We start from the raw sequence: 24,742 nt of genomic DNA, 5'->3' as shown, positions 1-24,742 counted from the left end.
CAGGCGATGGCCCGGTCTCAGGGCTTGCCCGCGTCCTTGCCCTGCTGGTCCGCCACGGCGTAGGCCTGGACCTCGGTCAGCGCGTAGGAGTCCTCCGTCGCCCGCTTGTCGCCCTGGACCCGCACGAAGCGGGTCCCGGGCGCGTCCGTGCGCACCGTCTCCGTGCCGCCCTCGCCGTGGCCGACGACGGCCGCGTCGCGCCAGGTCCGGCCGTCCGGGGAGACCTGCACGCGGTAGCGGGAGGGGTGGCCGTCCTGCCAGTGCAGCACGAGGCTGCCCAGGCGCACCGGGCGCGCCAGCTCCAGCTGCCACCAGGCGCCGTCCACGGGCGCGGCGGTCCACCGCGTCGCGGGGTTGCCGTCGACCGCCGCCGACGCGGGGGAGTCGGCCGAGGCGTCGCCCGAGGACGTCGCCTTCGCGCCGTGCGCCAGGTCCGGCCCGCCGGAGGGCGGATACGCGCGTACGGTCAGCGTCCGCTCCACGTCGCCCAGCCTGACCGGCACGGTGAAGGTGCGGGACGCGGACCCGGCGGGCACGGACAGCTCGATCCGGGCCGTGGCCACGCCACCGCGGGCCACTTCGACCTCCGCCGGCGCCTTGACTGTGACGCCCGAAGGCGCCCGCACGGTGAGCTTCTCGCGGACCGTCTCCGGCCGCCGGTTGATCATCCGGGCCTCGACGGCCGCGGGCTGCCCGCCGTTCTCCGCGGCCACGTCACCGTCGGTGAGCTCGAAGTCGGCCGAGGGGGTGTCGCCGAACCACGGCGCGATCTCGTGCACGGCGGGCGGAGCGCTGCCGTCCGCCCAGACCAGCCGCAGCGCGTCGGCCCGTACGTCCTTGCCCTGCGCCTGCGTCCAGCCGCTGTCGGACACCGCGCCGAGCGGCTGCCAGCCCTTGGCCGGGTCGTGCGCCTCGACCGTGCCCCGCGCGCCCTTGCCCGGCGCGGTGAGCACGGTGACCGCCGTCAGGGGGTGCGCCCCCGTCAGCCGTACGGTCAGCGGCTCGCCCGCGGGCGGGGTGAGCGCCGTCGCCGGGTCACCGTCGGTGGCCGCGCCCGCCGTGCGCACCGGGCGGTCCACGCCCGTCCAGCCGTCGGCGCGGGCCAGCGCCTGGTCCAGGAACGGCCCCAGCACCCCCTTGCCGACCGTCACCGGGCTGTCGTCGATCCGCTCCCGCAGCTCCTGCACGTCGAGCTGGGCCCGCCAGGCCGCCGCGCCGTCGCCGCGCGCCTGGGCGGTCAGCATGTCCACGGCCCGCAAGCCCGCCCGGCCGTGCCGCGCCAGCTGGTCCAGCCACGGCCGCACCTCGCCGCCGAAGCCGTCGAGCCCCCCGGTCAGCCGGTCCGGGGCGTCCCGCATCGTGCCGAAGGCCGACCTCAGCCGGTCCGCCGCCTCGGCCAGCCGCCCCTGGTCCGTGCCCGACAGCGCCTCCCAGAAGGCGTCCAGCAGCGGCCGCAGATACGCCGACTCCTGGCCGCCGAGTACGGACGACGCGTCGTTGCCCGCCAGCGCACGCAGCGCCTCGCGGGTCGGGCCGTCGGTGCCCGCGAGGTCGTCGACGGCCGCCTGCCACGACTCGTCGGGGCGGTAGCCCTGCGGGTTCCAGGCGTAGTCGGCGGCGGTGAACAGCGGGATCCGCGAAGCGGTCGGCTGCGCGGCGGCGTTGGCCAGCAGCGCGGCCGAGCCGGTCGCGACGGCCGGCTCGCGGCCGGTGTACGGCCCGAGGAAGACGCGGTCCTCGGCGAAGTCGTTCACCGGGTAGTTGTCCATGGTCACCAGCGGGTGCGCGAACGCCGCGCGGGCGTCGGAGAGTTCACCGCCGGTGATGGTCCTGGGCACCACCCCGACCCCCGTCCACGCCACCTCCACCCGCGGGTCCAGCTGGTCCGCGAGCGCCCGGCGGAAGACGGTCCGGCCGTCCTGGTAATACTCGGTCGGCAGCAGCGACAGCGGAGCGGCCTCGGCGCCCTTGGCCGCCAGGTGCCGTGCGATCGCGCCCGCCACCTTCGCCTGCGCCTTCGCCGCCGCCTTCGGCCCGGAGCCGAACGCCCGCGCGTCCGCGTCGCAGTGCCACTCGCTGTAGCTCACGTCCTGGAACTGCAGCTGGAAGGCGCGCACCCCCAGCGCCCACATCCCGTCGATCTTCCGCTCCAGGGCCCGCAGGTCCCCGGCCGAGGAGAAGCACATCGACTGCCCCGGGGCGACCGCCCAGCCGAGCGTCACGTGGTTGCGGCGGGCCCGCTCGGCCAGCGCGCGGAAGTCGGCGCGCTGCGCGGCGGGGTAGGGGGCGCGCCAGCGGGCCTGGCGGTAGGGGTCGTCACCGGGCGCGTAGAGATAGCGGTTCTGCTTCGTGCGGCCCATGAAGTCCAGCTGCGCCAGCCGCTGTTCGCGGGACCACGGCCGGCCGTAGAACCCCTCGGTCAGCCCGCGCACCGCCGTGCCCGGCCAGTCGCGGATCACCGCGCCCGCGAAGGCGTGCCCGCCGTCGCGCGCCACCGTCAACTGCCGCAGCGTCTGCGCCGCGTGGAAGAGCCCGTCCGGGCCGTTCCCGGCCAGCGCGGCCGTCGGCCTGCCGTCGACCTGGCCGGTCGCGAGACGGTAGCCGCCCGCGGGCAGGTCACCGGCGGCGGGCGCGCCCAGTGCCTTGAGGGCGTCCTCGGCGGCCTGCCCGCCCGCGAGGACGATCAGCCCGCTCGGCGGCGGGGTACCACCGGGCGCGGCGTCCACGACCGTACGGGCACCGGCCGCACGCAGGACCGCGCGCAGCGCGTCGAGCGTGTACGGATCGGTGCCGCTGTCGGCCATGAGCGTGACCTGGTCGCCGACCGGCGCGTACGCCCCCAGCGCACGCGAACTCTGCGGGCGCGGCCACACCGGCGGCAGCCCCGACTCGCCCTCGCGGTCGGGCGCGGCGGCCGCGGTCCCGTCGGGGCGCGGCGTGGCGAGGGCCTCGGACGAGCCGCCGAGGAGAGCGCCGAGGAGCGCTGCGGCCAGGACGGTGGCCCCGGCGCGGCGGGGGTGGGAGAAGGCGGATTCACTACCCCGGAACTGCACGGTCCGTTTCCTCTTTCGCCGCGTTCCCCGTGTCGGTGAGGGTCGAGCCCATCACCAGCGGGTGAAGGTGTCAACGGACGTGACCGAAGTGCGGTGATTGTGCGGCGGAGTCGGTGGTTGCTGCCGGTGTTCGGGTGCGGGTTTCGTTGCCGCCTGCGGCGGGGGCGCACTGCGTGCGCGGCCTCAAACGCCGGCCGGGCTGGTTTTGCGGACCCTAGTCCGTGGCCTGCGGCCCGCAGGCTTACGAGCCCACGTTCCGTGCAATCCAGCCCGTCCGGCGTTTGAGGACAACGCGCGAAGCGCGGTCCGGGGTCTGGGGCGGAGCCCCAGTTTCGGGAAGGGGCGGGGTAGGGGAACAAAGCCCGCCGCAGGCGCGAACCCACCCGCAGCCGGGGGCCCGGGGCACGCGCCCCGGTTCGGGAAGGGGCGGGGCGGCGAACAAAGCGCCGCAGGCGTCCACCGACCCGCCGCCGAAAGAACTGGGTCTGCGCCAGCCATCCGTGGGTAGGCCAAGACGTGACCCACCCCCGTCACCCACAGGAGGCCCCCGTGGCCGCGTCCGCACTTCTCCTGCTCTCCGGTCTCACCAGCTGCACCGAACCGCCCCTGACCAGCGAGCCGCCCCTCGCCGACACCACGCCGCTCACCAGCGAGCCCCCGCTCACCCCCGAGCCGCCGCTGACCAGTGAACCCACGGCCCACACTCCTTGCGGCACGGAAAGCCCGGAGATCTGAGGAGGTGCGGATGGGCAGAGAGCGGCTCGCCGCCCTGCACGGCGTCGCCACCTCCTATGCTCCCGCCCCCGGCCGGAGCGTCGCGGTGTCCGAGGACACCGTCGTCGCGGTCCTCGCCGCCCTCGGCGTCGACGCGTCCACCCCCCGTTCCGTCCAGGAGGCGCTGGAGGCCCGTGAGCAGGCGGACGCCCTGCGGCTGCTGCCCGCCACGGTCGTGCTGCGCCCCTCCCGGCCCGGGCTGCCCGCGCTGCCGGACGGCACGCTGCTGCGCGTCGAGACCGAGGACGGGCGGAGTGTGGCGTGGCAGGGGCCCACAAGAGATCCGGCGGGCGCGCGGGATGCCGTGCGCGCCGGTCGCGTGCCGGACGCCACCGATTTCTCCGGCGGCCTGCCGTACGGCCGGCACCTCCTGCGGGCCCAGGCCCCCGACGGCCGGAGCGCCGGAGCGTCCCTGATCGTCGCCCCCGAGCGGCTGCCCGAGCCGCCGGAGCGCTGCCACGGCTTCCTCGTCCAGCTGTACTCCCTGCTGTCGGCCCGCTCCTGGGGCATGGGCGACCTCGGCGACCTGGCGGAGCTCGCGGCCTGGGCCGGGCGTACGTACGGCTCGGACTTCGTGCAGGTCAACCCGCTGCACGCGGCCGTGCCCGGCACCCACGGCGCCCCCACCGACCCGTCGCCCTACCGTCCCTCCTCCCGCCGCTTCCCCGATCCCGTGCACCTGCGCGTCGAGGATGTCGCGGAGTACGCCCATCTGACCGGCGCCGCGCGCGAGCGGGCCGGGAGGCTCCTGGCCGAGGCGGCCGCGCTGCGGGACGGCGTGCTGCGCGGCGGTGCGCTCATCGACCGGGACGCCGTCTGGGCGCTCAAGCGGCGCGTGCTGGAGCTCGTGCGCGCCGTGCCGCTCGGCCCCGGGCGGCAGGCGGCCCACGACGCCTTCCTCGCCGGGCAGGGCCCGGCGCTGGAGGACCACGCCACCTGGTGCGCGCTCGCCGAGGTCCACGGCACCGACTGGCGGGGCTGGCCCGGCGGCCTGGGCGACCCCCGCTCCGCCGCCACGGCCCGCGCCCGCGAGGAGCTCCACGACCGGGTCGGCTTCCACCGCTGGCTCGCCTGGCTGACCGACGAGCAACTGGCCGCGGCCCAGCGGACGGCGCGCGAGGCGGGCATGCGCGTCGGGCTCGTCCACGACCTCGCCGTCGGGGTGCACCCCTCGGGCGCCGACGCCTGGGCGCAGCAGGACGCCTTCGCCGCGGGCATGTCCATCGGCGCGCCGCCCGACGCCTTCAACGCCCGTGGCCAGGACTGGGGCCTGCCGCCCTGGCGGCCCGACGCCCTGGAGGCCGGCGGCTACGGCCCGTACCGTGATCTGCTGCGCGGCCTGCTGCGGCACGCGGGGGCGCTGCGGATCGACCATGTGATGGGCCTGTTCCGTCTGTGGTGGGTCCCGGAGGGCCGGGAACCGACGCTGGGCACGTACGTCCGCTACGACCCGGAGGCCATGCTCGGCGTCCTCGCCCTGGAGGCGCACCGCGCGAACGCCACCGTCGTGGGGGAGGATCTCGGCACGGTCGAGCCGGGCGTGCGGGACGCGCTCGCCGAGCGGGGCGTGCTGGGCACCTCGGTGCTGTGGTTCGAGCGGGACTGGGGGCGCGAGCCCGCCGAGCCCCTGGAGCCCGCCCGGTGGCGCACGTCCTGCCTGGCCACCGCCACCACCCACGACCTGCCGAGCACCGCCTCCCGCCTGACCGGCGACCACGTGGAGCTGCGCCACCGGCTGGGCCTGCTCGGCCGCCCGCTGGCCGACGAGCGGCGGGAGGACGCGCGCGAGGTCGCCGAGTGGCTGGCGCTCTTCGGGCGGCTGGGCCTGCTGCCGGAAGGGGCCGACGAGGAGACCGCCGTCCGGGCCGTCCACCGCTATCTGCTGCTCACCCCGGCCCGCATGATCGGCGTCTGGCTGCCGGACACGGTCGGGGACCGGCGGCCGCAGAACCTGCCGGGCACCTGGGACCAGTACCCCAACTGGCGGCTGCCCGTCGCCGACGCCGAGGGCAGGCCCCTCTCCCTGGAGGAACTGGTCGCCTCGCCCCGGCTGCACGCGCTGATGGAGGAGGTCAGAGCGGTGCGGTCCCCGTAGGGCCACCCCGGACGCGCGGTCCGAGCGGGTGTCCTATACGTTGAGCGCGTGAGCAATAAGGTCAACAAGAACGCCGTGCGTGCCGGTGCCATCGCCACCGGCACAATGCTGATGCTGCTGATGTCGTCCCCCGCGTTCGCGCTCACCCGCGACGACGGTGACGACCCGGGCCCGGGCCTGAGCGTCCTCGACACGCTCGGCCTCTACGTCGCCGCGCCGATCGTCCTCTTCCTGGTGATCGCCGGCATCGTCATGGTCGCCTCGCGCCACGGCGACAACCCGCACACCCGCGACACCCACCACGCGCGCACGCGCTGACCCTTCCTTCTTCCGCCGCCCGGCGCCATTGCCCTTTTCAGGGCGGGGTACCGGGCGGTTTTCTTTGCGTGCGGACGTCTGCCCGGTGACTTAGCCGGCCAGCGTCAGGCCGGTGCGGTCCGGGGGATCGCCGAGAGAGAGGTAGCCCGGAGACATGAACAGGGCGGCGAACGCGCCCGGCCCGTATCGCCGGTCGAGCCACGTACACAGAGTGCTCATGTTCCCGCTGATCACCGTGGAGAGAACCACGGTGTGGAGATCCTCGGCTTCAGTCTGACCGATCTCGGCGAGGAACCCCGCGTACCGGTCGTTCACGTTGGTTTCGTACGTGCCCATGCGGGCGAGATACGCCGCGGGCTCACTGGTCCGTCCAGCACAGTGGCCCGCCAGGGTGGCAGTGTCGGCGGGAGCCAACTGGCCGGTGACGTCGCGAAAGGCGAAGCCGTCGGTACCGTCGGCCACTACGATGCCGTGTTCGGCGGCTGTCCGACGGGTGATCGACCGGGCTTCCCGGTCGCATGCGCCTTCCATGACGACGCCGAGGTTCCGGGTGGTGGGAGACAGAACCCGATCCGGGACGGAGTAGCTGCGCCCGTCGCGGCGACGGAAGTTGAGGCCGTACTGGGAACGGACGACCTTCTCCTCGTGCAGGAGGTAGCTGCGGTAGGACCCGTAGTGCAGGCAGTCGTGCGCGTAGGCGCGGAGCAGATCCAGCACGGCGAGGGCTGGGACCTGCGGAATGCCTTCACTCATCCGGCCGTACATGGTGACCACGGCTCGCATCTGAAGATGACGGTAGCCCTGGTCCGGGTGGTGGAAGCCGCCGAAGGCCCCGTGCCGCCGTGAACTGACAGCGACCATGACTCGTTCCAGCGGCAGGAGTTGCCGCAGGCCCAGTGCGGCATATCGGTGGCACGTCATGGCGTGACCGTCGCGGAACGGGCTGATGTCCACTCCCGCCTTCTGCCACTGACTCAGGGCCTGCGGCAAGGGAAGGAACGTGTGATCGGGATGCTGGTCGGCCAGGTCGTTGGTGGTGCGCAGAGCGTTGAGCGCTGTGAGGAGTGGCGCGGGGTCAGCACCAATCAGGTGTTCGTTGGGGGCGAGGAGATGTCCGATCAGGCCGTTGTCCTGGCTTGGATCAGAGCCCGGTGCGACTCCTGGAGTCCCTCGGGGAGGGAGTCCGGGGAGAACCATGATGCCTCCAAGATTTCGAATGAGTCGATCTTGAGGGTTCCTCCGACCAGCTGAGCTTCGTAGGCCACTTCGAGCCGAAGCTTGTAGCCGCTCTTGAGGTGCACGAGCTGACCGGCCTCGACGTCGAGCCCGGTTTCCTCCTTCACTTCGCGGGCAATGGTGGTCGAAAATTCCTCACCCTTGACCGCGTAGCCCGTGGGCAGCCCCCAGGGTCGCTCCGGGGGCCACATGCGGTGGCGCAGCAGCAGGACGTTGCCTTGGCTGTCGCGCACGACGCCGGTCACCCCGACCATGAACTTGGCATGCGCGAACCACAGGATGCGCCACTGCATCGGGCCTCGGATGATCCGCCACAGCCGGGCGATGATCTGCTTCATCTGGTGCCTGCTTTCGGGGGAGTTCATGGGCTGCATGTCAGACGGATCACGATGTCGCATCTTGCGTAATCATCCAAATGCACACCGTGAGGCTGTACGCTCAATGTGGCCTAGGCCACAGTCCACTGTCAAGGGTGGATGGTGGCCTAGGTCACCTACCGTCATTGGAGTTTGGGTTACGCTGCCAAGTGGCCTAGTGCACTGCCTGAAGGAGAGTCAGAATGTCTCCCGAGATCGCACGTTCCCTACCGCCGTACATGCAAGTGCTCACGCATCTGCGCGAACAGATCGTCAGTGGCCGACTGGCCGAAGGCGACACCGTCCCCTCCGAGCGTCAGCTCGCCGCAGACTGGGGCATCTCGCGGGCCACAGCGGCGAAGGTGCTCGGCGAACTGCGCCACGAGAAGCTGGTGACCGCCAGGCAGGGGTCCGGGACCGTGGTCACCTCCCGCGCGACCCTGCACCACTCTCCGTCCGACCGCCTTCGGGCCGCGGAGGCCACGGGGCGCATCTATCCGCCTGGTCATTACGCCAAGATCTTGTCCGCCGGTCTCGAACCTGCTCCGGAGCGCGTCGCGCTCGCCCTCGGGGTCGAAGAGGGCGTGGACGTGATCCGCCGCCGACGGGTGACGTACAGCGAGAACGGCGACCCGGTATCGGCCTCCACCTCGTGGTTCATTGCTGAACTCGGTGACCTCGCACCCCAGTTGCTGCAGCCCGAGCGGGTCCTCGGCGGTACTCCGAAGGCCATCGAGGAGCACGCCGGCTGGTCTTGGCGGGACGGTCAGGATCTCGTCGGTGCCCGGCTGGCGACCGAGGAAGAGGCGGATCTGCTCGGCATCACCGAGCTTCCGGCCGCGCTGCTGGTCGGCTACAACTCCCTCTTCGATGCCGAGGGGAAGGTCATCGAGTACGGCGAGTACCTCACCCACGGCGATCGCTTCACCTGCTACACCTACCGGCGCCCCCGCGACTGACGCCCGTGCCCGGCCGCTCCGGTTTCGGGGAGGCCGGGCTCTCGTCCTGGTGTTGCTCACTCTCCCGCCGGGGCGTCCTCCCGCAGGACGAACCACACTTCCTTGCCGATGGGCCGGAGCTCGTCCCACAGCAGCGTGACCCCTGAAGCGTGCGCGAGGCGGTGTACGAGTGTGAGTCCCCGGCCGTTCTCCGCGTCGGCGCGGGCGCTGCGCGGCCGCGGCAGCCGCCCGGGATCGTTGTCGCGCACGGCCGCCACGACGCTGCCGTTGAGGGGGGCCATGCCGCCGAGGAGTTGTCCGACGGTGCGCCAGGCGCGACTTGGTGCAGAGCTGCGCAAGCTTCGCGAGAAGGCCGGCTTGTCCGGCAGTCAGGTGGCCGCGTTGCTGGGTGGTGAACGCGCCCAGATCAGCCACTTGGAGTCAGGCCGTTACGGCGTCAGCGCTGAGCGGGTACGGCGGCTGGCCGCCCTGTACTCGGCGACGGACAAGCATCTCATCGACGTCCTGGTCGGCATGGCAGAGGAACGCGGAAGGGGGTGGTGGGAGGAGTATCGCGGGAGGCTTTCGCCGGGCTTCCTGGACCTGTCGGAGCTTGAGCACCACGCAACCTTTCTGCGCTCGGTCCGCATGCTTCACGTCCCGGGCCTGTGCCAGACGGCGGAATACGCACGTGAGTTGATGCGCAGCAGCATTGCCACGCTGCCGGTCGCCGAGCTGGATGCCCGGGTTGAGCACCGCATGAGGCGGCGCGACGTTTTCGATCGCCCGGCGCCGCCGAAGTTCGATGCCTTCATCCATGAAGCCGCGTTGCGCATGCGGTATTGCGAACCGGATGTCATGCGTGCGCAGCTGGAGTTCCTGCACGAGATGTCCCGCTGGCCGACCGTGTCGATCCGGGTCATTCCATTCGACGCGCAGATCACCGGCTCGGCCCACTCGGTGCTCTACGTCGGCGGGCCGATCCCGCAGCTGGACACGGTGCAGATCGACAGCGCCTTCGACGGCGGCTTCCTGGACGCGGAGGCTCAGCTCGCCAGGTACCGAACGCTGTTGGATGCAGTGGAGGGGATTGCGCTTGGCGTCGATGCGTCGAGCAAATTTATTGAACGTATCGCCGAGGGAATGTGAGTCAATGCCATGACCGGCGCAACACCCTGGCAGAAGTCCTCGTACTCCGGGGCGGACAACAATCAAGACTGCGTCGAGATAGCGGCGCACCCCACAGGGGTCCTGATACGCGAGAGCGACGCTCCGGGCGTGACCGCGAGAGCGGACCGAGTCGGCTTCGCCGCACTGATCGCCGGAGTGAAAGCCGGCTGCTTCGACCGCTAGGGCTCGCGGAGCCCTGGTCGGCGAACTCACTTTCGGGCCACTGTGTGCCCCATTCACCCGCGCCGCGCAGCAAGCGCACGGCATAGTCGAGGCATGGCCAAGACGTTCACGACCACGATCGGCGGGCGAACTGTCGAGCTGCCCGGCACGATCCGCACCATCCGTGAAGCGCTGCCCGCCGAGCAGCGCGAGGAGTTCGAGCGCGAGGCGGAGCAGGCCGGTGCGGACGAGATTTCCGGTGTGCTGGCCCGCTGGGCCCTGCGGACCCCGCAGGCGCACGACCCGGAAGAGGAGGCGCTGATCGCGCGTCTGAAGGCCGGCGACCTCTCCGGAGTACGTTTCGACGATGAGGACGATGAGTACAGGAGTGCCGGTTGACCTACCGCATCGCCTATACCGACGACGCCGGAGTCCAACGTCGGAGCCTGGCCGCTGAGCGGCGCAAACTCGTCGAGAACGGCATGACCGCCCTGGCGCAGAACCCGTACGGCTGTGGCTCCAGTGCGGTCCGCGGCGACCGTGACCGTCGCGACGCGACAATCGGCAACGTCGCCTTCATCACCTACCTGATCAGCACCTCTGTCGTGACCGTGACCGTGGTCAAGCTGGTGCCCCTGCCGTAGAGCCCACGCGAGGAAGAGGTTCCCCGGATCCGGGGAACCGCCCGCAGGGGAGGCTCCGGCGATCGCGCGGACCGTCACACCATCCCCCACCACACAGCGCAAGCGCCCCCTCACCCAAGAAGTGAGAGATCAAATTCCGGTACCCCTTGCCGTTTACCACGGCCTTAACCTACGGTGTCGTAACCTACGGATCCGTAAGTAAGATCATTCCCCCCCCGCCTGGAGCTGTCTGTGACCATCGCCCCCCTCCGCCACCACGCCCGGGCCGTGTGGAGCGACAGCCGACTGCTGTACGCGCTCGAAGAGGTCGTGGAAACCGAGCTCAACAGGCATCTGAAGGTCGCCAAGGAATGGATGCCGCACGAGTACGTGCCGTGGAGCGACGGGCGGAACTTCGACGGGGTGATGGGCGGCGAGGCGTGGGCGCCCGAGCAGTCCAAGGTCACCGACATCGGGCGCACCGCCCTGATCGTCAACCTGCTGACCGAGGACAACCTCCCCAGCTACCACCACGAGATCGCCTCGCTCTTCGGCCGCGACGGCGCCTGGGGCACCTGGGTGCACCGCTGGACCGCGGAGGAGGGCCGGCACGGCATCGTCATGCGCGACTACCTGCTGACCTCGCGGGCCGTCGACCCGGTCGCGCTGGAACGGTTCCGGATGGAGCACATGTCGGAGGGCTTCGAGTCCGACAACCGGCACAGCATGCTGCACTCGGTCGCGTACGTCGCCTTCCAGGAGCTGGCCACCCGCATCTCGCACCGCAACACCGGCCACCACTCCGGCGACCCCGTCTGCGACCGCATGCTCGCCCGCATCGCCACGGACGAGAACCTGCACATGGTCTTCTACCGGAACCTGCTGGGGAAGGCCTTCGAGCTGGCCCCCGACCAGACCATGAGCGCGGTGCGCGACGTCGTCGTCGGCTTCCGGATGCCCGGCCACGGCATCCCCGGCTTCGAGCGGGCCGCCGCGCAGATGGCCATCGGCGGGATCTACAACCTCCGCATCCACCACGACGACGTGCTCCAGCCGGTGCTGCGCTTCCTGAAGGTGCTGGAGATCACCGGCCTGGGCCCGGACGGCCTGCGCGCCCAGGAGGAGCTCGGCCTCTACATGGGCGGCCTGAACGCCGAGGCCACGAAGTTCGACGAGCGCCGCGAGGCCCTGCTCGCCCGCCGCAAGGCCCGCGCGGAAAAGGCCTGAGCCCCCGGAGGCGCTCGGTCACCTGTCCGTTCCCCGGACAACGGATTGGACTTTTGAGGCACCCAGCACCACATGATGGAGCCGCACATACAGGCGTACAGGAGTAGGGAGTACCCGTGAGGATCGGAATCGTCGGAGCCACCGGCCAGGTCGGCGGAGTCATGCGCAAGATCCTCGCCGAGCGGGTCACGACCGGCCCCATCGGTGAGATCACCGAGCTGCGCCTGTTCGCCTCCGCGCGGTCCGCCGGTTCCACGCTCCCGTGGCAGGGCACGGAGATCACCGTCGAGGACGCCGCCACCGCGGACTACTCCGGCCTCGACATCGTGCTCTTCTCCGCCGGCGGCGCCACCTCGCGCGCGCTCGCGGAGAAGGTCGCGGCCCAGGGCCCCGTCGTGATCGACAACTCCTCCGCCTGGCGCATGGACCCCGAGGTCCCGCTCGTCGTCTCCGAGGTCAACCCGGACGCGATCGCGAACCGCCCCAAGGGCATCATCGCCAACCCCAACTGCACCACCATGGCCGCCATGCCCGTGCTGCGCCCGCTGCACGACGAGGCCGGCCTGACCGCGCTGATCGCCACCACCTACCAGGCCGTCTCCGGCTCGGGCCTCGCCGGCGTGGCGGAGCTGGACGGCCAGGTGCGCGCCGTCTCCGACCGGGCGCCGGAGCTCACGCACGACGGCGAGGCCGTCGAGTTCCCCGAGCCCGCGGTCTACAAGCGCCCCATCGCCTTCAACGTGCTGCCCCTGGCCGGCAGCATCGTCGACGACGGCCGCTTCGAGACGGACGAGGAGCAGAAGCTCCGCAACGAGTCCCGCAAGATCCTCGGCATCCCGGAGCTCAAGGTCTCCGGCACCTGCGTGCGCGTCCCGGTCTTCTCCGGCCACTCCCTCCAGGTCAACGCCCGCTTCGCGCGCCCGCTGAGCGTCGAGCGCGCCCACGAGCTGCTGGGGGGCGCCCCCGGCGTCGAGCTGTCCGAGATCCCCACGCCGCTCCAGGCGGCCGGCAAGGACGCCTCGTACGTGGGCCGGATCCGCGCCGACGAGACCGCGGAGAACGGCCTCGCGCTCTTCCTCTCCAACGACAACCTCCGCAAGGGCGCGGCGCTCAACGCCGTCCAGATCGCGGAGCTGGTCGCCGCGGAGCTCCGCGGCTGATCCGCACGCGAGCAGCGAAGGGCCGGGCGCACCGCGTCCGGCCCTTCGCGCTGTCCGCACCCCGGTCCCCGTCCGCCCCGGAGGCGGCATGGAAGGATGGCTCGGACGTCGCAATGTAGAAGGAGATGCCCAGGTGCCTGGAACGAATCTGACCCGCGAAGAGGCGCAGCGGCGCGCGCAGCTGCTCACCGTCGACTCGTACGAGATCGATCTCGACCTCTCCGGTGCGCAGGAGGGCGGCACGTACCGCTCCGAGACCCTGGTGCGGTTCGAGGCGGCCGAGGCGGGCGCGGAGTCGTTCATCGACCTGGTGGCGCCGGCCGTGCGCGAGGTCGTGCTGAACGGGACCGCGCTGGACGTGGCCGCGGTGTTCGCCGACAGCCGCATCGCGCTGCCCGGCCTGCTCGCCGGGCGCAACGAGCTGAAGGTCGTCGCGGACTGCGCCTACACCAACACCGGTGAGGGCCTGCACCGGTTCGTCGACCCGGTCGACGAGCAGGCTTATCTCTACACGCAGTTCGAGGTGCCGGACGCGCGCCGCGTCTTCGCCTCCTTCGAACAGCCCGACCTGAAGGCGACGTTCCAATTCACCGTGAAGGCCCCCGAGGGCTGGACCGTGATCTCCAACTCGCCGACGCCCGAGCGCCCCGCCGACAACGTCTGGCGCTTCGAGCCGACCCCGCGGATCTCCACGTACATCACCGCGCTGATCGCCGGCCCGTACCACAGCGTGCACAGCTCCTACGAGAAGGACGGCCGCGGCATCCCGCTGGGCATCTACTGCCGGCCGTCGCTGGCGGAGTTCCTGGACGCGGACGCCGTCTTCGAGGTGACGCGCCAGGGCTTCGAGTGGTTCGAGGAGAAGTTCGCCTACGACTACCCCTTCGCCAAGTACGACCAGCTCTTCGTGCCGGAGTTCAACGCGGGCGCGATGGAGAACGCGGGCGCGGTCACCATCCGCGACCAGTACGTCTTCCGCTCCAAGGTGACGGACGCGGCGTACGAGGCGCGGGCCGAGACGATCCTCCACGAGCTGGCCCACATGTGGTTCGGCGACCTGGTCACCATGGAGTGGTGGAACGACCTGTGGCTGAACGAGTCGTTCGCCACCTACACCTCGATCGCCTGCCAGGCGGACGCGCCGGGCTCGAAGTGGCCGCAGGCGTGGACGACGTTCGCCAACTCCATGAAGACGTGGGCCTACCGGCAGGACCAGCTGCCCTCGACCCACCCGATCATGGCCGAGATCCGCGACCTGGACGACGTGCTCGTCAACTTCGACGGCATCACCTACGCCAAGGGCGCGTCCGTCCTCAAGCAGCTCGTGGCCTACGTGGGCCAGGACGAGTTCTTCAAGGGCGTGCAGGCGTACTTCAAGGCGCACGCCTATGGCAACACCCGCCTGTCCGACCTGCTGGGCGCGCTGGAGGAGACCTCCGGCCGTGACCTGAAGACCTGGTCGAAGGCGTGGCTGGAGACGGCCGGCATCAACATCCTGCGCCCCGAGATCGAGGTCGCCGAGGACGGCACGATCACCTCCTTCGCCGTCCGCCAGGAGGCCCCCGCGCTGCCCGCCGGCGCCAAGGGCGAGCCGACGCTCCGCCCGCACCGCATCGCGATCGGCCTGTACGAGCTCCAGGGCGGCAAGCTGGTGCGCACGGAGCGCATCGAGCTGGACGTCGACGGCGAGCTGACGCCGGTCGAGGCGCTGGTGGGCACCAAGCGGCCCGCCGTCGTGCTCCTCAACGACGACGACCTGTCGTACGCGAAGGTGCGCCTGGACGAGGAGTCCCTGCGGGTCGTCACCGCCCACCTGGGCGACTTCGCCGAGTCCCTGCCCCGGGCGCTGTGCTGGGCCTCCGCCTGGGACATGACGCGCGACGGCGAGCTCGCCACCCGCGACTACCTCTCGCTGGTGCTCTCGGGCATCACCAAGGAGTCGGACATCGGCGTCGTCCAGTCGCTCCAGCGGCAGACGAAGCTGGCCCTGGACCTCTACGCGGCCCCCGACTGGCGCGAGAAGGGCCTGGCCACCTGGACCGACGCGGCGCTGGAGCAGCTGCGCGCGGCCGAGCCGGGCAGCGACCACCAGCTGTCGTGGGCACGCACCTTCGCGGCCACCGCCCGCACGCCCGAGCAGCTCGACCTGCTCCGGGCGCTGCTGGACGGCACGGAGACGATCGACGGCCTCGCCGTCGACACCGACCTGCGCTGGACGCTGCTGGAGCGGCTCGCCGCCACCGGCCGCGCCGACGAGCCGGAGATCGCCGCCGAGCTGGAGCGCGACAGGACGTCGGCGGGCGAGCGGCACGCCGCCGCGGCCCGTGCCGCCCGGCCGACGGCCGAGGCCAAGGCACAGACATGGGCGCAGGTCGTCGAGTCCGACAAGCTGCCCAACGCGGTGCAGGAAGCGGTCATCGGCGGCTTCGTCCAGACCGACCAGCGCGAACTGCTCGCCCCCTACAGCGAAAGGTACTTCGCCGTGGTCAAGGGCATCTGGGAGAGCCGCAGCCACGAGATCGCCCAGCAGATCGTGGTCGGCCTCTACCCCGCCCTGCTGGTCTCGCGGGAGACGCTGGACGCCACCGACGCGTGGCTGGCCTCCGCCGAGCCCAACGCGGCCCTGCGGCGCCTGGTCACCGAGTCGCGCGCGGGCGTGGAGCGCGCTCTGAAGGCACAGGCCGCGGACGCGGCCGCCGCCTGAGCATGACAGCGAGCGCCGGGCTGGCCTGGAGGGCCCGCCCGGCGCTCGCCGGTTTTTCACGCGGGTCAGCTCGCCTTGACGCCCTGGGCGGTGAGCGTCAGGGCGTACGGGTTCTCCAGGAGCGGTGACGTCCGGCGGGACTCCACCTCGATCTCCCAGACGCCGGGGACCGGGTCGGTGTAGCTCCGGCCCTCGGGGCGGCAGGTGTTCGCCGGGTTGGGGTAGTTCGGGTAGCAGTTGACCGTGGAGGTCGGGTCGACCGGTACGCCGTAGGGGTTGATCGCGATGAAGCGGGTCTGGCTGCCCGCCGCGAGACCGCCGAGGGCGACGTCCAGCGACTTCGCGCCCTTCGGCACGGTCACGAAGTAGGAGGTCGTGGCGTTGCGCACGGCCTTGCCCGACTTCTGGAGCGCGTAGGAGGGGGCGGCGAGCGGCTCGGCGGCGATCACGGTGGTCATGATCTGCTGGTCGATGCCCTCGGTGCGGTCGTCGTCCACGGTGAGGATCGCGCTGTGCAGCCCGGCGGTCCGCGCCTTGGCCCTGACTTTGACGGTCACCGGCTTGTTCAGCGGCAGCTTGACCTCGTCCGGGCTCGCGAGCCTGAAGGTGCCGTCGTTGTTCCGCCACTTCAGCTCGTGCCACACGGCCTTGTCCGGGCCCGAGGTGCGGGTGACGGTCACGTCGTACGTCCGGGTCTCACCCGGCTTCAGGCCGCCCTCGCGGTCGTAGATCCCGGTGCCGGAGCCCGGGGTCTTCAGCTTGCCGGAGAGCGCGGTGGAGACCGGCGCCCGCACCGTGTAGGTGTGCGCGGTCGCGTGGTCGCGCAGCGCGTCCCAGGCGTCCTCGATATTGATCAGGCCCGCGCCCTGCTCGTACGCCTGCACGCCCTTGATCTGCTTGGCGGTGCTGGTCAGCGCGGTGCGCAGGTCGGCGGGGGTGAGCTTCATCCGCTTCTGCTTGGCGGCCGAGATCAGCAGCGCGGAGGCGCCGGTGGCCTGCGGGGAGGCCATCGAGGTGCCCTGGAGCATGCCGTAGCCGGGCGGGAGGGCGTAGCCGGCCTCCTTGACGGGGGCGCCGGGCTCCCAGGTGGGCGTGGTGTTGATGGAGGCGCCCGGCGCGGTGAGCGTGGGCGTGAAGCCGCCGTCCTCGCGCGGGCCGCGGGAGGAGAACGGCATCATCGCGTATGCCGTCTTGACCTCGGAGCCGTAGTTCGCGGCCCAGGTCTGCTTCGACACGGACGCGCCGACGCTGATGACCTTGTCGGCCAGGCCGGGGTCGCCGATGGTGTTGGCGCCGGGGCCGCTGTTGCCCGCGGAGATCACCAGCTGCACGCCGTAGGTGTCGATGAGGCGGGTGTAGAGCTCGGCGCGGGCGTTGTTGCCGTCGTTGAGCGCGGGGAGGCCGCCGATCGACATGTTGACGATGTCGACGCCGCGGTTGACGACGAGGTCGATCATGCCCTCGGTGAGCGCCACGTTGGTGCAGCCGCCGCTCCAGGTGCAGGCGCGCGAGGAGACCAGCTTGGCGCCGGGCGCAGCGCCGTTCATCCTCCCGCCGAACAGCCCGTTGGCGGCGGTGATGCCCGCGACGTGCGTGCCGTGCTCGGACTCGATGACGCCGATGTTGACGAAGTCGGCCTTCTTGCCGACCCAGTCGCCGCCCTTGGGGTCCATCGGCACGTCCTTGCGGACCTGCACGACGAAGGGGATGCGCTCGGCGATCGGGGTGGCGGGGTCGTCCTTGCCGAAGTAACCGACCTGGAAGCCGTCCTTGTACGGCTTCATCTCTTCGTCGTCCGAGAAGTCGCCGTTGTCGTTCAGATCGACGCGGACGGTGCCCCTGGCCTTGTCGTAGAGCACCGCCCAGGAGTCGGTGGTGTCGCCGTCCCGGTTGAGATCGCCGTTCATGTCGCCACCGGTGGTGGCGCTCTCGCGGAAGAGCGCGACCTCGTAGGCGCCGTTGCCCGGCGCGGTGTACGTGCGGCCGCCGAAGGCGAAGCTCGGGCCGGTGACCTCGGACGTCATCGGCAGCCAGGTGTCGTCCTTGTCGGTCAGCGGGTCGGTGGCCGTGACCCAGTCGACGATCTTGCGCTCGCCCGTGGTCGTCCGCTGGAGCGCCGGATGGCCGAGGTCGATGCCGGAGTCGAGGATGCCGATGGTCACGCCGCGGCCGTCGGCCTGGGGGTGGTCCTCGACGAAGTCGACGGCGCCGGTCTCGAAGGCCGGCTGGTAGGGATTCTTCGCGGGGGTGTCCTTGCCCGGACCGGGGTAGGAGCCCGCCTTCCGGCCCTTGGCGCCCTGGACGGAGTCGGCCCGCGGCGAGGGGTCGGGGAGCTTGATCTCCTGCTTGAGGTCGATGCCGTGCACGGAGCCCAGCTTCTGCGCCTCGGCGATCGCGGCGTCGGCCTTCGGGGTCGGCACGGTGGCCCGGACGTAGCCGAGCTTGTCGTAGGTCTGCCCGACCGAGGCGCCCTTGATGGCGTCGAGCTTCCCGGCGACCTGGGCGGTCTTGCCGGGAGCGGTCGCGATCATCATCGTGACGGTCGCGTCGCCGTCGGCCTTGGCGCCGGCGAGCAGGGCGGCGTTGTGCGAACCGAGCTGGGAGGGAGCCGAGTTGGGGCCCTGCGCGGGGGAGGGGTCCGAGGCGAGCGCGGGGGCGGCGCCCGCCGCGGTGAGCGCGGCCACCAGGGCGGCCGCGGTGGCTATTCGGGTCAGGGGGCGCGGCGTGCGTCTCGCGCCGTCGAGGGGCGCGGAGAGGTCTGCGGGGGTCATGAACATCCCTAGCTGGGTTGACGGCAGGGGCGGGCTGTACAGCGGGCGTCCGGAAATCGGAGCCGGGAATCCGATCACTTTTATGGAAGTGACGGGGGTTTGGGGAGAGTTGCCGGTGAGGGAAAGTGAGAGTGGCGTAAACCCGCCATCCACCACACGGGAGGAAGCGTGCCGAAGGCCGTGAAGCGGTCAGGGGGCTTCCCGCGCCCCGGCGGCTGTAGCGCAAACGGGCTACACCGTGGGCCCCAATGCCGCCCGGGTGTTCCCCACGCGGGTGAACGCTGAGTGAGCGTCAGCTCGCACGGGGACGAGTGGTGTATGTCGATTCGCAATCGCCATGATCGATGTGAGGTGATCGGCGGCGGCCGTTGCGGTCGCGTTCACGCCCACGCCACCCCCACTGCCAACCATCCTCAGTGACAGGAGCCAGGACCGCACGGACCGCATCGCAGGACCGCCGTCAAGCCCAGCATTCGCGATCGCACTCGGGGAGACCGCATATGTACCGCAGATCTGACGGACCCGCAGCCGCCAGCCTCGACCGCCGTACGTTCCTCGCCGCGGCCGGCGCCGTGACCACCGCCACCGGCATCGGCATGGCCCTGGGATCGGACGGCCGCGCGGCGGCCACCGGGCCGGACGACGCCGCGGCCGCCTCGGCCAGGCAGGCGGGGGCCGCCGCCGCGGGCGCCCCCACGGGCGCGGGCACCACCCTCGCCTCCGTCGCGGCACCCCGCGGCAGCGGCGGCTACCGGCGGCTCGGCGACGGCCCCGGCTGGCCCCGCGTCACGCGCTCCGAGCTGGCCGCCGGGAAGAGCGGCCGGGAGGACCGGCGCTCCACGCTGGCCTCCTTCGTCCAGTTCACCGACCTCCACCTCACGGACGTCCAGCACCCGCTGCGTTACGAGTTCTTCCGCGCGGGGGAGCCCGGGGCCTGGCGCCCGCACGAGGCGCTCACCCTGCCCGGGGTGGTCTCCCTCGTCGAGCGCGTCAACAAGGTCCGCCGCGGCCCGGCCACCGGCACGCCGCTGAGCTTCGTCATCACCACCGGCGACAACGGTGACGAGAACGCGAAGATCGAGGTCGAGTGGTTCCTCACCGCCCTCAGCGGCGGCCGGATGAACCCCAACACCGGCGACCCGCGGCACTACGAAGGCGTGCAGAACAGCGGGCTCAAGCTCTTCTGGCACCCCGAGAGCGCCCTGCGCGACCAGGACAAGCAGCTCGGCTACCCCCGCATCGACGGCTATCTCGCCGCCGCCACCCGCAGCGTCAACAGCCCCGGCCTGAACATCCCGTGGTACTCCACCTTCGGCAACCACGACCTGCTGTCCGGCGGCTGCTACCCCGCCGCGGGCTCCTTCATCCAGGACGCCGCCGTCGGCGACAAGAAGCTCCAGATCATCTCCGCCGCCGACGCGAAGTGGCTGATGGACGGCGAGTCCAAGGGCGCCGACCCCAAGGGCGAGCGCATCCGCGAGCTGCTGCGCGTCCACAAGAAGGAGATGCGCACCGTCACCCCCGACCCGCGCCGGGTCCCGCTCACCGCCCAGCAGTACGTCTCCGCCCACCTCGACCGCAAATACACCGGCCACGGGCCCGTGGGCCACGGCTACACCCGCGACAACCTCGACTCCGGCGAGCTCTACTACGCCTTCAAGGTCTCCGACGACGTCGTCGGCATCAGCCTCGACTCGACCGACCCCGGAGGCCACTACCAGGGTTCGCTGGGCACCTCCCAACTCCTGTGGCTGGACCGGACGCTGCGGAGGTTCCGCGACAAGTACGCGCTCGTCTTCAGCCACCACCCGAGCTGGAGCATGGACAACCTCACCCCCGACCCCCGGCGCCCCGACGAGGACCGGCACGACGGCAATGAGCTGATCCAGCTCCTGCAGAGCCACAACAACGTCCTGGCCTGGATCAACGGGCACAGCCACCGCAACCGCATCCGGCCGCGCGGCACCTTCTGGGAGATCGCCACCGCCTCCCACGTCGACTACCCCCAGCTGGCACGGATCATCGAGGTCACGGACAACCACGACGGCACCGTGTCCCTCTTCACCACGCTCATCGAGTCCGCCGCCCCCTACCGCACCGACTTCCACGACCTCTCCCAGACCGGCCTCGCCTCCCTCTACCGCGAGCTGGCCTTCAACGCCCCCGGCTCGGACACCTCCCTCGGCGGCGCGGCCGGCGACCGCAACACCGAGCTGCTGCTCCCCAGGCGCTGAACCCCGCGGCGGCTCAGCGCGGCAGGACCACGAGATAGGCGGCGGGATCGCGGTCGGCCGACGCCATCAGGGCGGTACGGATCACCGCGGCCTGCTGCTCGGGGGCGTCCCGCAGCTTCTTCGGCGTCAGGTGCACCACCGTGATGCCGAGCCGCTCCAGGTGCTCGCGCTTGCGGTACTGCTGCGACCACAGCGCCTCGTCGTCCTGGCGCGGGGTCCGCGAATCGATCTCCAGCGCGACGCTGTGCTCGGGCCAGAACGCGTCCACCCCGCCGAGGCACGGGCCGCCGGGCAGCCGGAGGTCCACGTTCCACAGCGGCATCGGCAGCCGGTGCTCGCTCACCAGGCCGTACAGCCGGCCCTCCGCGACGGCCCGGCTCTCGGCGAGCAGCGTGTCCACGGCGTCCACCACGTGCGGCCGGCTCAGCAGCCGGGCCCGCGTCAACTCCCGTACGATCGCCTGCGCTTCGCAGTGCCCGCCGCGCACGGCCTCCGTCAGCACCCTGCGTACCGTGGACGCGTCGGTGAGCTCGGCGACGGCGTCCGCCACGGCGCGTGCGACGGGCGCGACGGGGATGCCCGTCAGCTGCTGCGGGTGCGGCAGGATGTGCGCCCGCACGAGCCGGACGAACCCGGTGCTGCGCAGCCGGCGGGTGCGCGGCACGAGCACGTCGAGGTGGTCGAGGGAGAGCAGCGGGGGGACGGAGGTGAAGCGGTGCAGGGCGAGCGCCGCCATCCCGGTGATCATCGCCTCGCCGTACGAGCCCGCCGCGGCCCGGCGGGCGGCGGCCGTCGCCGTGCCCGGGCCGGGCTGCGCGGGCGGGCCCTGGGTGCGCGGCACGGTGTACATCAGGGCGGCGTGCAGCCGCTCCTCGCTGGTGGCGGGCCCGGTGCGGAGCAGGAACACGCCGGGAAGCAGCTGCTGCCAGGGCCCGCCGGGGCGGCACCGCTCGGCGACGACGGCGCCCGGCACTCCGTGGTCGCGGAGCTGACGCGACGTCATGACGCGGTGGCGCACGTCCGACAGGTGGTGCAGGGGGCGGGGCGAGAGAGGGGTTCCGTGATTCATGCTCTGCCAGTGCCGCTGTTCCCGGCGGCTCTAACCTGGTGTTACAGGCCCGTAGGCAAACCCGGACAACTCTGTCCTAAAGTACGGGCGTTCGATGGCCGAGGAGGATTTCCCCGGCCCCGAACGCCCGTCCGTTCAAGAAGCCGTCCGGCCGCGGCCCGGTCAGGCTGCCCCGGCGGCGGCCGTGTCACACCCCTGGGCCCGCAGGGCCCGCGCCAGGTCGTCGCGGGCCTCCAGCACCAGGCGGCGCAGCGCGGGGGCCGCGTCCTCGTGCGCGGACAGCCACTCGTCCGTCAGGTCCAGCGTCCGCCGGTCCCCCTGGAGCATCGGGAAGAGGCCGCGCACGACGGCCATCGCGATCTCGATCGACCGCTCCCGCCAGATGCGCTCGATCTCCTTGAAGTACCGCTCCGCGTAAGGGGCCAGCAGGGGGCGCTGCCCCGGCTGGTTCCAGCCCGCGATGGTCGCCTCGGCGAGCGCGTTGGAGAGCGTGTCGGACTCCACCACGGCGGCCCACGCCTCCGCCTTGACCTCGGCGGACGGCCGGGCCGCCAGGCAGCGCACCTGGTGCCGCTTGCCGGAGGCGGTGTTGTCCCGCGCCAGCTCGGCCGTCAGCGCGGACTCGTCGGCCGCGCCCCGCGCGGCGAGCGTGCCGAGGAACGCCCAGCGCAGCTCCTGGTCGACCTCCAGCCCGTCGATCTTCCCCGCCCCGTCCAGCAGCTCGCGCAGCAGCTGGAGGTCGGACTCCGCGGTGGCCATTTGCGCGAAGAACCGCGCCCACGCCAGCTGGTGGCCGCTGCCGGGCTCGGCGAGCCGCAGCTCGCGCAGCGCGCTCCCGGCGAGGGCCCGCCCGCCCGCGTCGCGCCACTCGGGGGTGGCGTAGTGCACCAGGGCGGACTGCGCCCAGTTCTGCACCATCTGGAGCACGCCGATCTCGGTCTCGGCTCCGGCGAAGCGCTCGACGAGGCCGGTGAAGTCGCGGGCGGGCATCAGCCCGTCGCGCGTGAGGTTCCACAGCGCCGACCAGCACAGGGCGCGCGCGAGCGGGTCGGTGAGCTCGCCCAGGTGCCTGCGCAGGGTGTCCAGCGAGACCTCGTCGAAGCGGATCTTGCAGAAGGTGAGGTCGTCGTCGTTGACCAGCACGAGCTCCGGCCGCTCGGCCCCGGCGAGTTCGGTGACGACCGTACGGGGACCGGCGACGTCCACCTCCGCGCGGGCGTAGCGCGCGAGGGCGCCGTCGGACTCGCGGCGGCGGTAGAGACCCACGGCCACGCGGTGCGGGCGCAGCGTGGGGTGCCCCTCGGGCGCCTCCTGGACGATCGCCAGCTCGGTGACCCGGTCGGCGGCGTCGCAGGTGACCAGCGGGGTGAGGGAGTTGACGCCCGCGGTCTGCAGCCAGGAGCGCGACCAGCCGGCCATGTCCCGGCCCGAGGTCTCCTCCAGCACGGCCAGCAGGTCGGTGAGCCGCGTGTTGCCGTAGGCGTGACGCTTGAAGTAGCGGCGGGCGCCCTCGAAGAAGGCGTCCCGGCCCACGTAGGCGACGAGCTGCTTGAGCACCGAGGCGCCCTTGGAGTAGGTGATGCCGTCGAAGTTCAGCTTGGCGTCCTCCAGGTCACGGATGTCGGCCGTGACGGGGTGGGTGGAGGGCAGCTGATCGGCGCGGTACGCCCAGGACTTGCGCTGGTTGGCGAAGGTGATCCAGGCGTTGTCGTAGCGCGTCGCCTCGACCTGCGAGAAGGAGCCCATGAAGTCGGCGAAGGACTCCTTGAGCCACAGGTCGTCCCACCACTCCATGGTCACCAGGTCGCCGAACCACATGTGCGCCATCTCGTGCAGGATGACGTTTGCCCGCCGCTCGTACGACGACGTGGTCACCTTGCCGCGGAAGACGAACTCCTCCCGGAAGGTCACGCACCCGGGGTTCTCCATCGCGCCGATGTTGTACTCCGGCACGAACGCCTGGTCGTACTTCCCGAAGGGATACGGGTAGTCGAAGTGGTCGTGGAAGAAGTCCAGGCCCTGCTTGGTGACGGTGAAGATCTCGTCGGCGTCGAAGTGCCGCGCGAGGCCCTTGCGGCAGAGCGCGCCCAGCGGGATCTCCAGGACCGTGCCGTCCTCGAACGTACGGCTGTAGTGGTCGCGGACCACGTGGTACGGACCGGCGACCACGGCCGTGATGTACGTCGAGATCGGCCGCGTCGGCACGAAGTCCCAGGTGGCCGCGGTGGGGCCGATGGACCTGGGCTCGCCGGCCGCCTCGCCGTTGCTGAGCACGGTCCAGCCGGCGGGCGCGGTCACCGAGAAGGTGAAGGGCGCCTTCAGGTCGGGCTGCTCGAAGTTCGCGAAGACGCGGCGGGCGTCGGCCGGCTCGTACTGCGTGTAGAGATAGACCTCGCCGTCCTCCGGGTCGACGAAGCGGTGCAGGCCCTCGCCGGTCCGGCTGTACGCGCACTGGGCGTCCACGACCAGGACGTTCTCGGCGGCGAGCGAGGGCAGCGCGACGCGCGTCCCGTCGAAGACCGCCGCGGGGTCGAGCTCCTCGCCGTTGAGGGTCACGGCGGTGACCGACGGCGCCACCAGGTCGGCGAAGCTGCCGGCCCCCGGCTCGGAGCAGCGGAAGCGGATCGTGGTCACTGAGCGGAACGTGCGGTTCTCGGGGCCCGCGCCCACCGCGGACCGCAGGTCGAGCGCCACCTCATAGGCGTCCACCGCCAGCAGCCTGGCCCGGCCGCGGGCTTCCTCACGGGTCAGATTCTCACCGGGCACAAGGGCTCCCCGTCTTCGTGTCGGATCTTGGACAACGCTGGAATGATGGCATGGGGGCTGTTGTTGAATCTGCTACTGACCAGCTC

Annotated in this window: 18 protein-coding genes and 1 pseudogene; 12 read left to right on the top strand and 7 right to left on the bottom strand. The window is 71.7% G+C overall.

The features are described 5' to 3' along the window. Positions 1 to 17 precede the first annotated feature (17 nt). Positions 18 to 3,053, bottom strand: a complete 3,036-nt coding sequence (locus ACFY1P_RS14390) for a beta-N-acetylglucosaminidase domain-containing protein (RefSeq protein WP_390750762.1) — start codon at positions 3,051 to 3,053, stop codon at positions 18 to 20. A gap of 549 nt (positions 3,054 to 3,602) precedes the next feature. Between ACFY1P_RS14390 and ACFY1P_RS14385 the strand changes: the two genes are divergently transcribed. From ACFY1P_RS14385 to ACFY1P_RS14375, 3 genes are read left to right on the top strand one after another with little or no spacing between them, the layout of a single operon-like run. Then, on the top strand, positions 3,603 to 3,788 hold the full coding sequence (locus tag ACFY1P_RS14385; RefSeq protein WP_361527967.1) for a hypothetical protein: 186 nt from the start codon (positions 3,603 to 3,605) through the stop codon (positions 3,786 to 3,788). A 10-nt stretch (positions 3,789 to 3,798) separates the two neighbouring features. After that, positions 3,799 to 5,922, top strand: coding sequence for a 4-alpha-glucanotransferase (gene malQ, locus ACFY1P_RS14380; protein ID WP_361527965.1), 2,124 nt, complete (start codon positions 3,799 to 3,801; stop codon positions 5,920 to 5,922). A gap of 48 nt (positions 5,923 to 5,970) precedes the next feature. Further along, the gene (locus ACFY1P_RS14375; RefSeq protein WP_361527963.1) at positions 5,971 to 6,240 is read left to right on the top strand and encodes a hypothetical protein; all 270 of its coding nucleotides are present in this window, start codon (positions 5,971 to 5,973) and stop codon (positions 6,238 to 6,240) included. Positions 6,241 to 6,330: 90 nt separating this feature from the next. Here ACFY1P_RS14375 and ACFY1P_RS14370 read toward each other — a convergent pair whose 3' ends face one another. Both ACFY1P_RS14370 and ACFY1P_RS14365 read right to left on the bottom strand, forming a co-directional pair. Next, entirely contained in the window at positions 6,331 to 7,230 is a 900-nt protein-coding gene (locus ACFY1P_RS14370; RefSeq protein WP_390750761.1) for a hypothetical protein, read from the bottom strand. A gap of 128 nt (positions 7,231 to 7,358) precedes the next feature. Further along, positions 7,359 to 7,814 (bottom strand): NUDIX domain-containing protein, encoded by a 456-nt coding sequence (locus ACFY1P_RS14365; protein ID WP_390750760.1) that lies wholly within the window; start codon positions 7,812 to 7,814, stop codon positions 7,359 to 7,361. A 221-nt stretch (positions 7,815 to 8,035) separates the two neighbouring features. Here ACFY1P_RS14365 and ACFY1P_RS14360 point away from each other — a divergent pair, with 221 nt between their 5' ends. Further along, positions 8,036 to 8,791: a GntR family transcriptional regulator gene (locus ACFY1P_RS14360; protein ID WP_390750759.1), complete on the top strand. Its 756-nt coding sequence runs from the start codon at positions 8,036 to 8,038 to the stop codon at positions 8,789 to 8,791. 56 nt (positions 8,792 to 8,847) lie between these two features. On the opposite strand, the gene ACFY1P_RS14355 is transcribed toward ACFY1P_RS14360, so the two are convergent. Next, the gene (locus ACFY1P_RS14355; RefSeq protein WP_390750758.1) at positions 8,848 to 9,072 is read right to left on the bottom strand and encodes a hypothetical protein; all 225 of its coding nucleotides are present in this window, start codon (positions 9,070 to 9,072) and stop codon (positions 8,848 to 8,850) included. 22 nt (positions 9,073 to 9,094) lie between these two features. Here ACFY1P_RS14355 and ACFY1P_RS14350 point away from each other — a divergent pair, with 22 nt between their 5' ends. From ACFY1P_RS14350 to pepN (ACFY1P_RS14320), 7 genes are all read left to right on the top strand, one after another. Next, the gene (locus ACFY1P_RS14350) at positions 9,095 to 9,919 is read left to right on the top strand and encodes a helix-turn-helix domain-containing protein (protein WP_390750757.1); all 825 of its coding nucleotides are present in this window, start codon (positions 9,095 to 9,097) and stop codon (positions 9,917 to 9,919) included. A gap of 9 nt (positions 9,920 to 9,928) precedes the next feature. Next, positions 9,929 to 10,123 (top strand): DUF397 domain-containing protein, encoded by a 195-nt coding sequence (locus tag ACFY1P_RS14345; RefSeq protein WP_390750756.1) that lies wholly within the window; start codon positions 9,929 to 9,931, stop codon positions 10,121 to 10,123. A gap of 93 nt (positions 10,124 to 10,216) precedes the next feature. Further along, entirely contained in the window at positions 10,217 to 10,501 is a 285-nt protein-coding gene (locus ACFY1P_RS14340; protein ID WP_390750755.1) for a hypothetical protein, read from the top strand. After that, the gene (locus ACFY1P_RS14335) at positions 10,498 to 10,746 is read left to right on the top strand and encodes a hypothetical protein (RefSeq protein WP_390750754.1); all 249 of its coding nucleotides are present in this window, start codon (positions 10,498 to 10,500) and stop codon (positions 10,744 to 10,746) included. The genes ACFY1P_RS14340 and ACFY1P_RS14335 overlap by 4 nt, the downstream gene beginning before the upstream one ends. Before the next feature lie 231 nt (positions 10,747 to 10,977). Continuing rightward, the gene (locus ACFY1P_RS14330; RefSeq protein ID WP_361527951.1) at positions 10,978 to 11,952 is read left to right on the top strand and encodes an acyl-ACP desaturase; all 975 of its coding nucleotides are present in this window, start codon (positions 10,978 to 10,980) and stop codon (positions 11,950 to 11,952) included. Positions 11,953 to 12,068: 116 nt separating this feature from the next. Beyond that, positions 12,069 to 13,112 carry an aspartate-semialdehyde dehydrogenase gene (locus ACFY1P_RS14325; RefSeq protein ID WP_390750753.1) on the top strand — a complete coding sequence of 348 codons (1,044 nt, stop codon included), beginning with the start codon at positions 12,069 to 12,071 and terminating at the stop codon, positions 13,110 to 13,112. A gap of 133 nt (positions 13,113 to 13,245) precedes the next feature. Further along, positions 13,246 to 15,816, top strand: coding sequence for an aminopeptidase N (pepN, locus tag ACFY1P_RS14320; RefSeq protein WP_390750752.1), 2,571 nt, complete (start codon positions 13,246 to 13,248; stop codon positions 15,814 to 15,816). 80 nt (positions 15,817 to 15,896) lie between these two features. On the opposite strand, the pseudogene ACFY1P_RS14315 reads toward pepN (ACFY1P_RS14320), so the two are convergent. Next, positions 15,897 to 18,587: pseudogene (locus ACFY1P_RS14315) on the bottom strand (S8 family serine peptidase); the annotation flags it as partial. Positions 18,588 to 19,087: 500 nt separating this feature from the next. On the opposite strand from ACFY1P_RS14315, the gene ACFY1P_RS14310 reads away from it, so the two are divergent. Next, on the top strand, positions 19,088 to 20,821 hold the full coding sequence (locus ACFY1P_RS14310) for a TIGR03767 family metallophosphoesterase (protein WP_390750751.1): 1,734 nt from the start codon (positions 19,088 to 19,090) through the stop codon (positions 20,819 to 20,821). 13 nt (positions 20,822 to 20,834) lie between these two features. Here ACFY1P_RS14310 and ACFY1P_RS14305 read toward each other — a convergent pair whose 3' ends face one another. Continuing rightward, positions 20,835 to 21,890: a hypothetical protein gene (locus ACFY1P_RS14305; protein WP_390750750.1), complete on the bottom strand. Its 1,056-nt coding sequence runs from the start codon at positions 21,888 to 21,890 to the stop codon at positions 20,835 to 20,837. A 162-nt stretch (positions 21,891 to 22,052) separates the two neighbouring features. Next, entirely contained in the window at positions 22,053 to 24,656 is a 2,604-nt protein-coding gene (gene pepN, locus ACFY1P_RS14300; protein ID WP_390750749.1) for an aminopeptidase N, read from the bottom strand. Positions 24,657 to 24,742 lie beyond the last annotated feature (86 nt).

The sequence above is a fragment of the Streptomyces sp. NPDC001407 genome (assembly GCF_042895325.1).
Taxonomy (GTDB): Bacteria; Actinomycetota; Actinomycetes; order Streptomycetales; family Streptomycetaceae; genus Streptomyces.
Note: the sequence above shows the minus strand (reverse complement) of the source record. Positions and strands in the feature narration are given on the sequence as shown.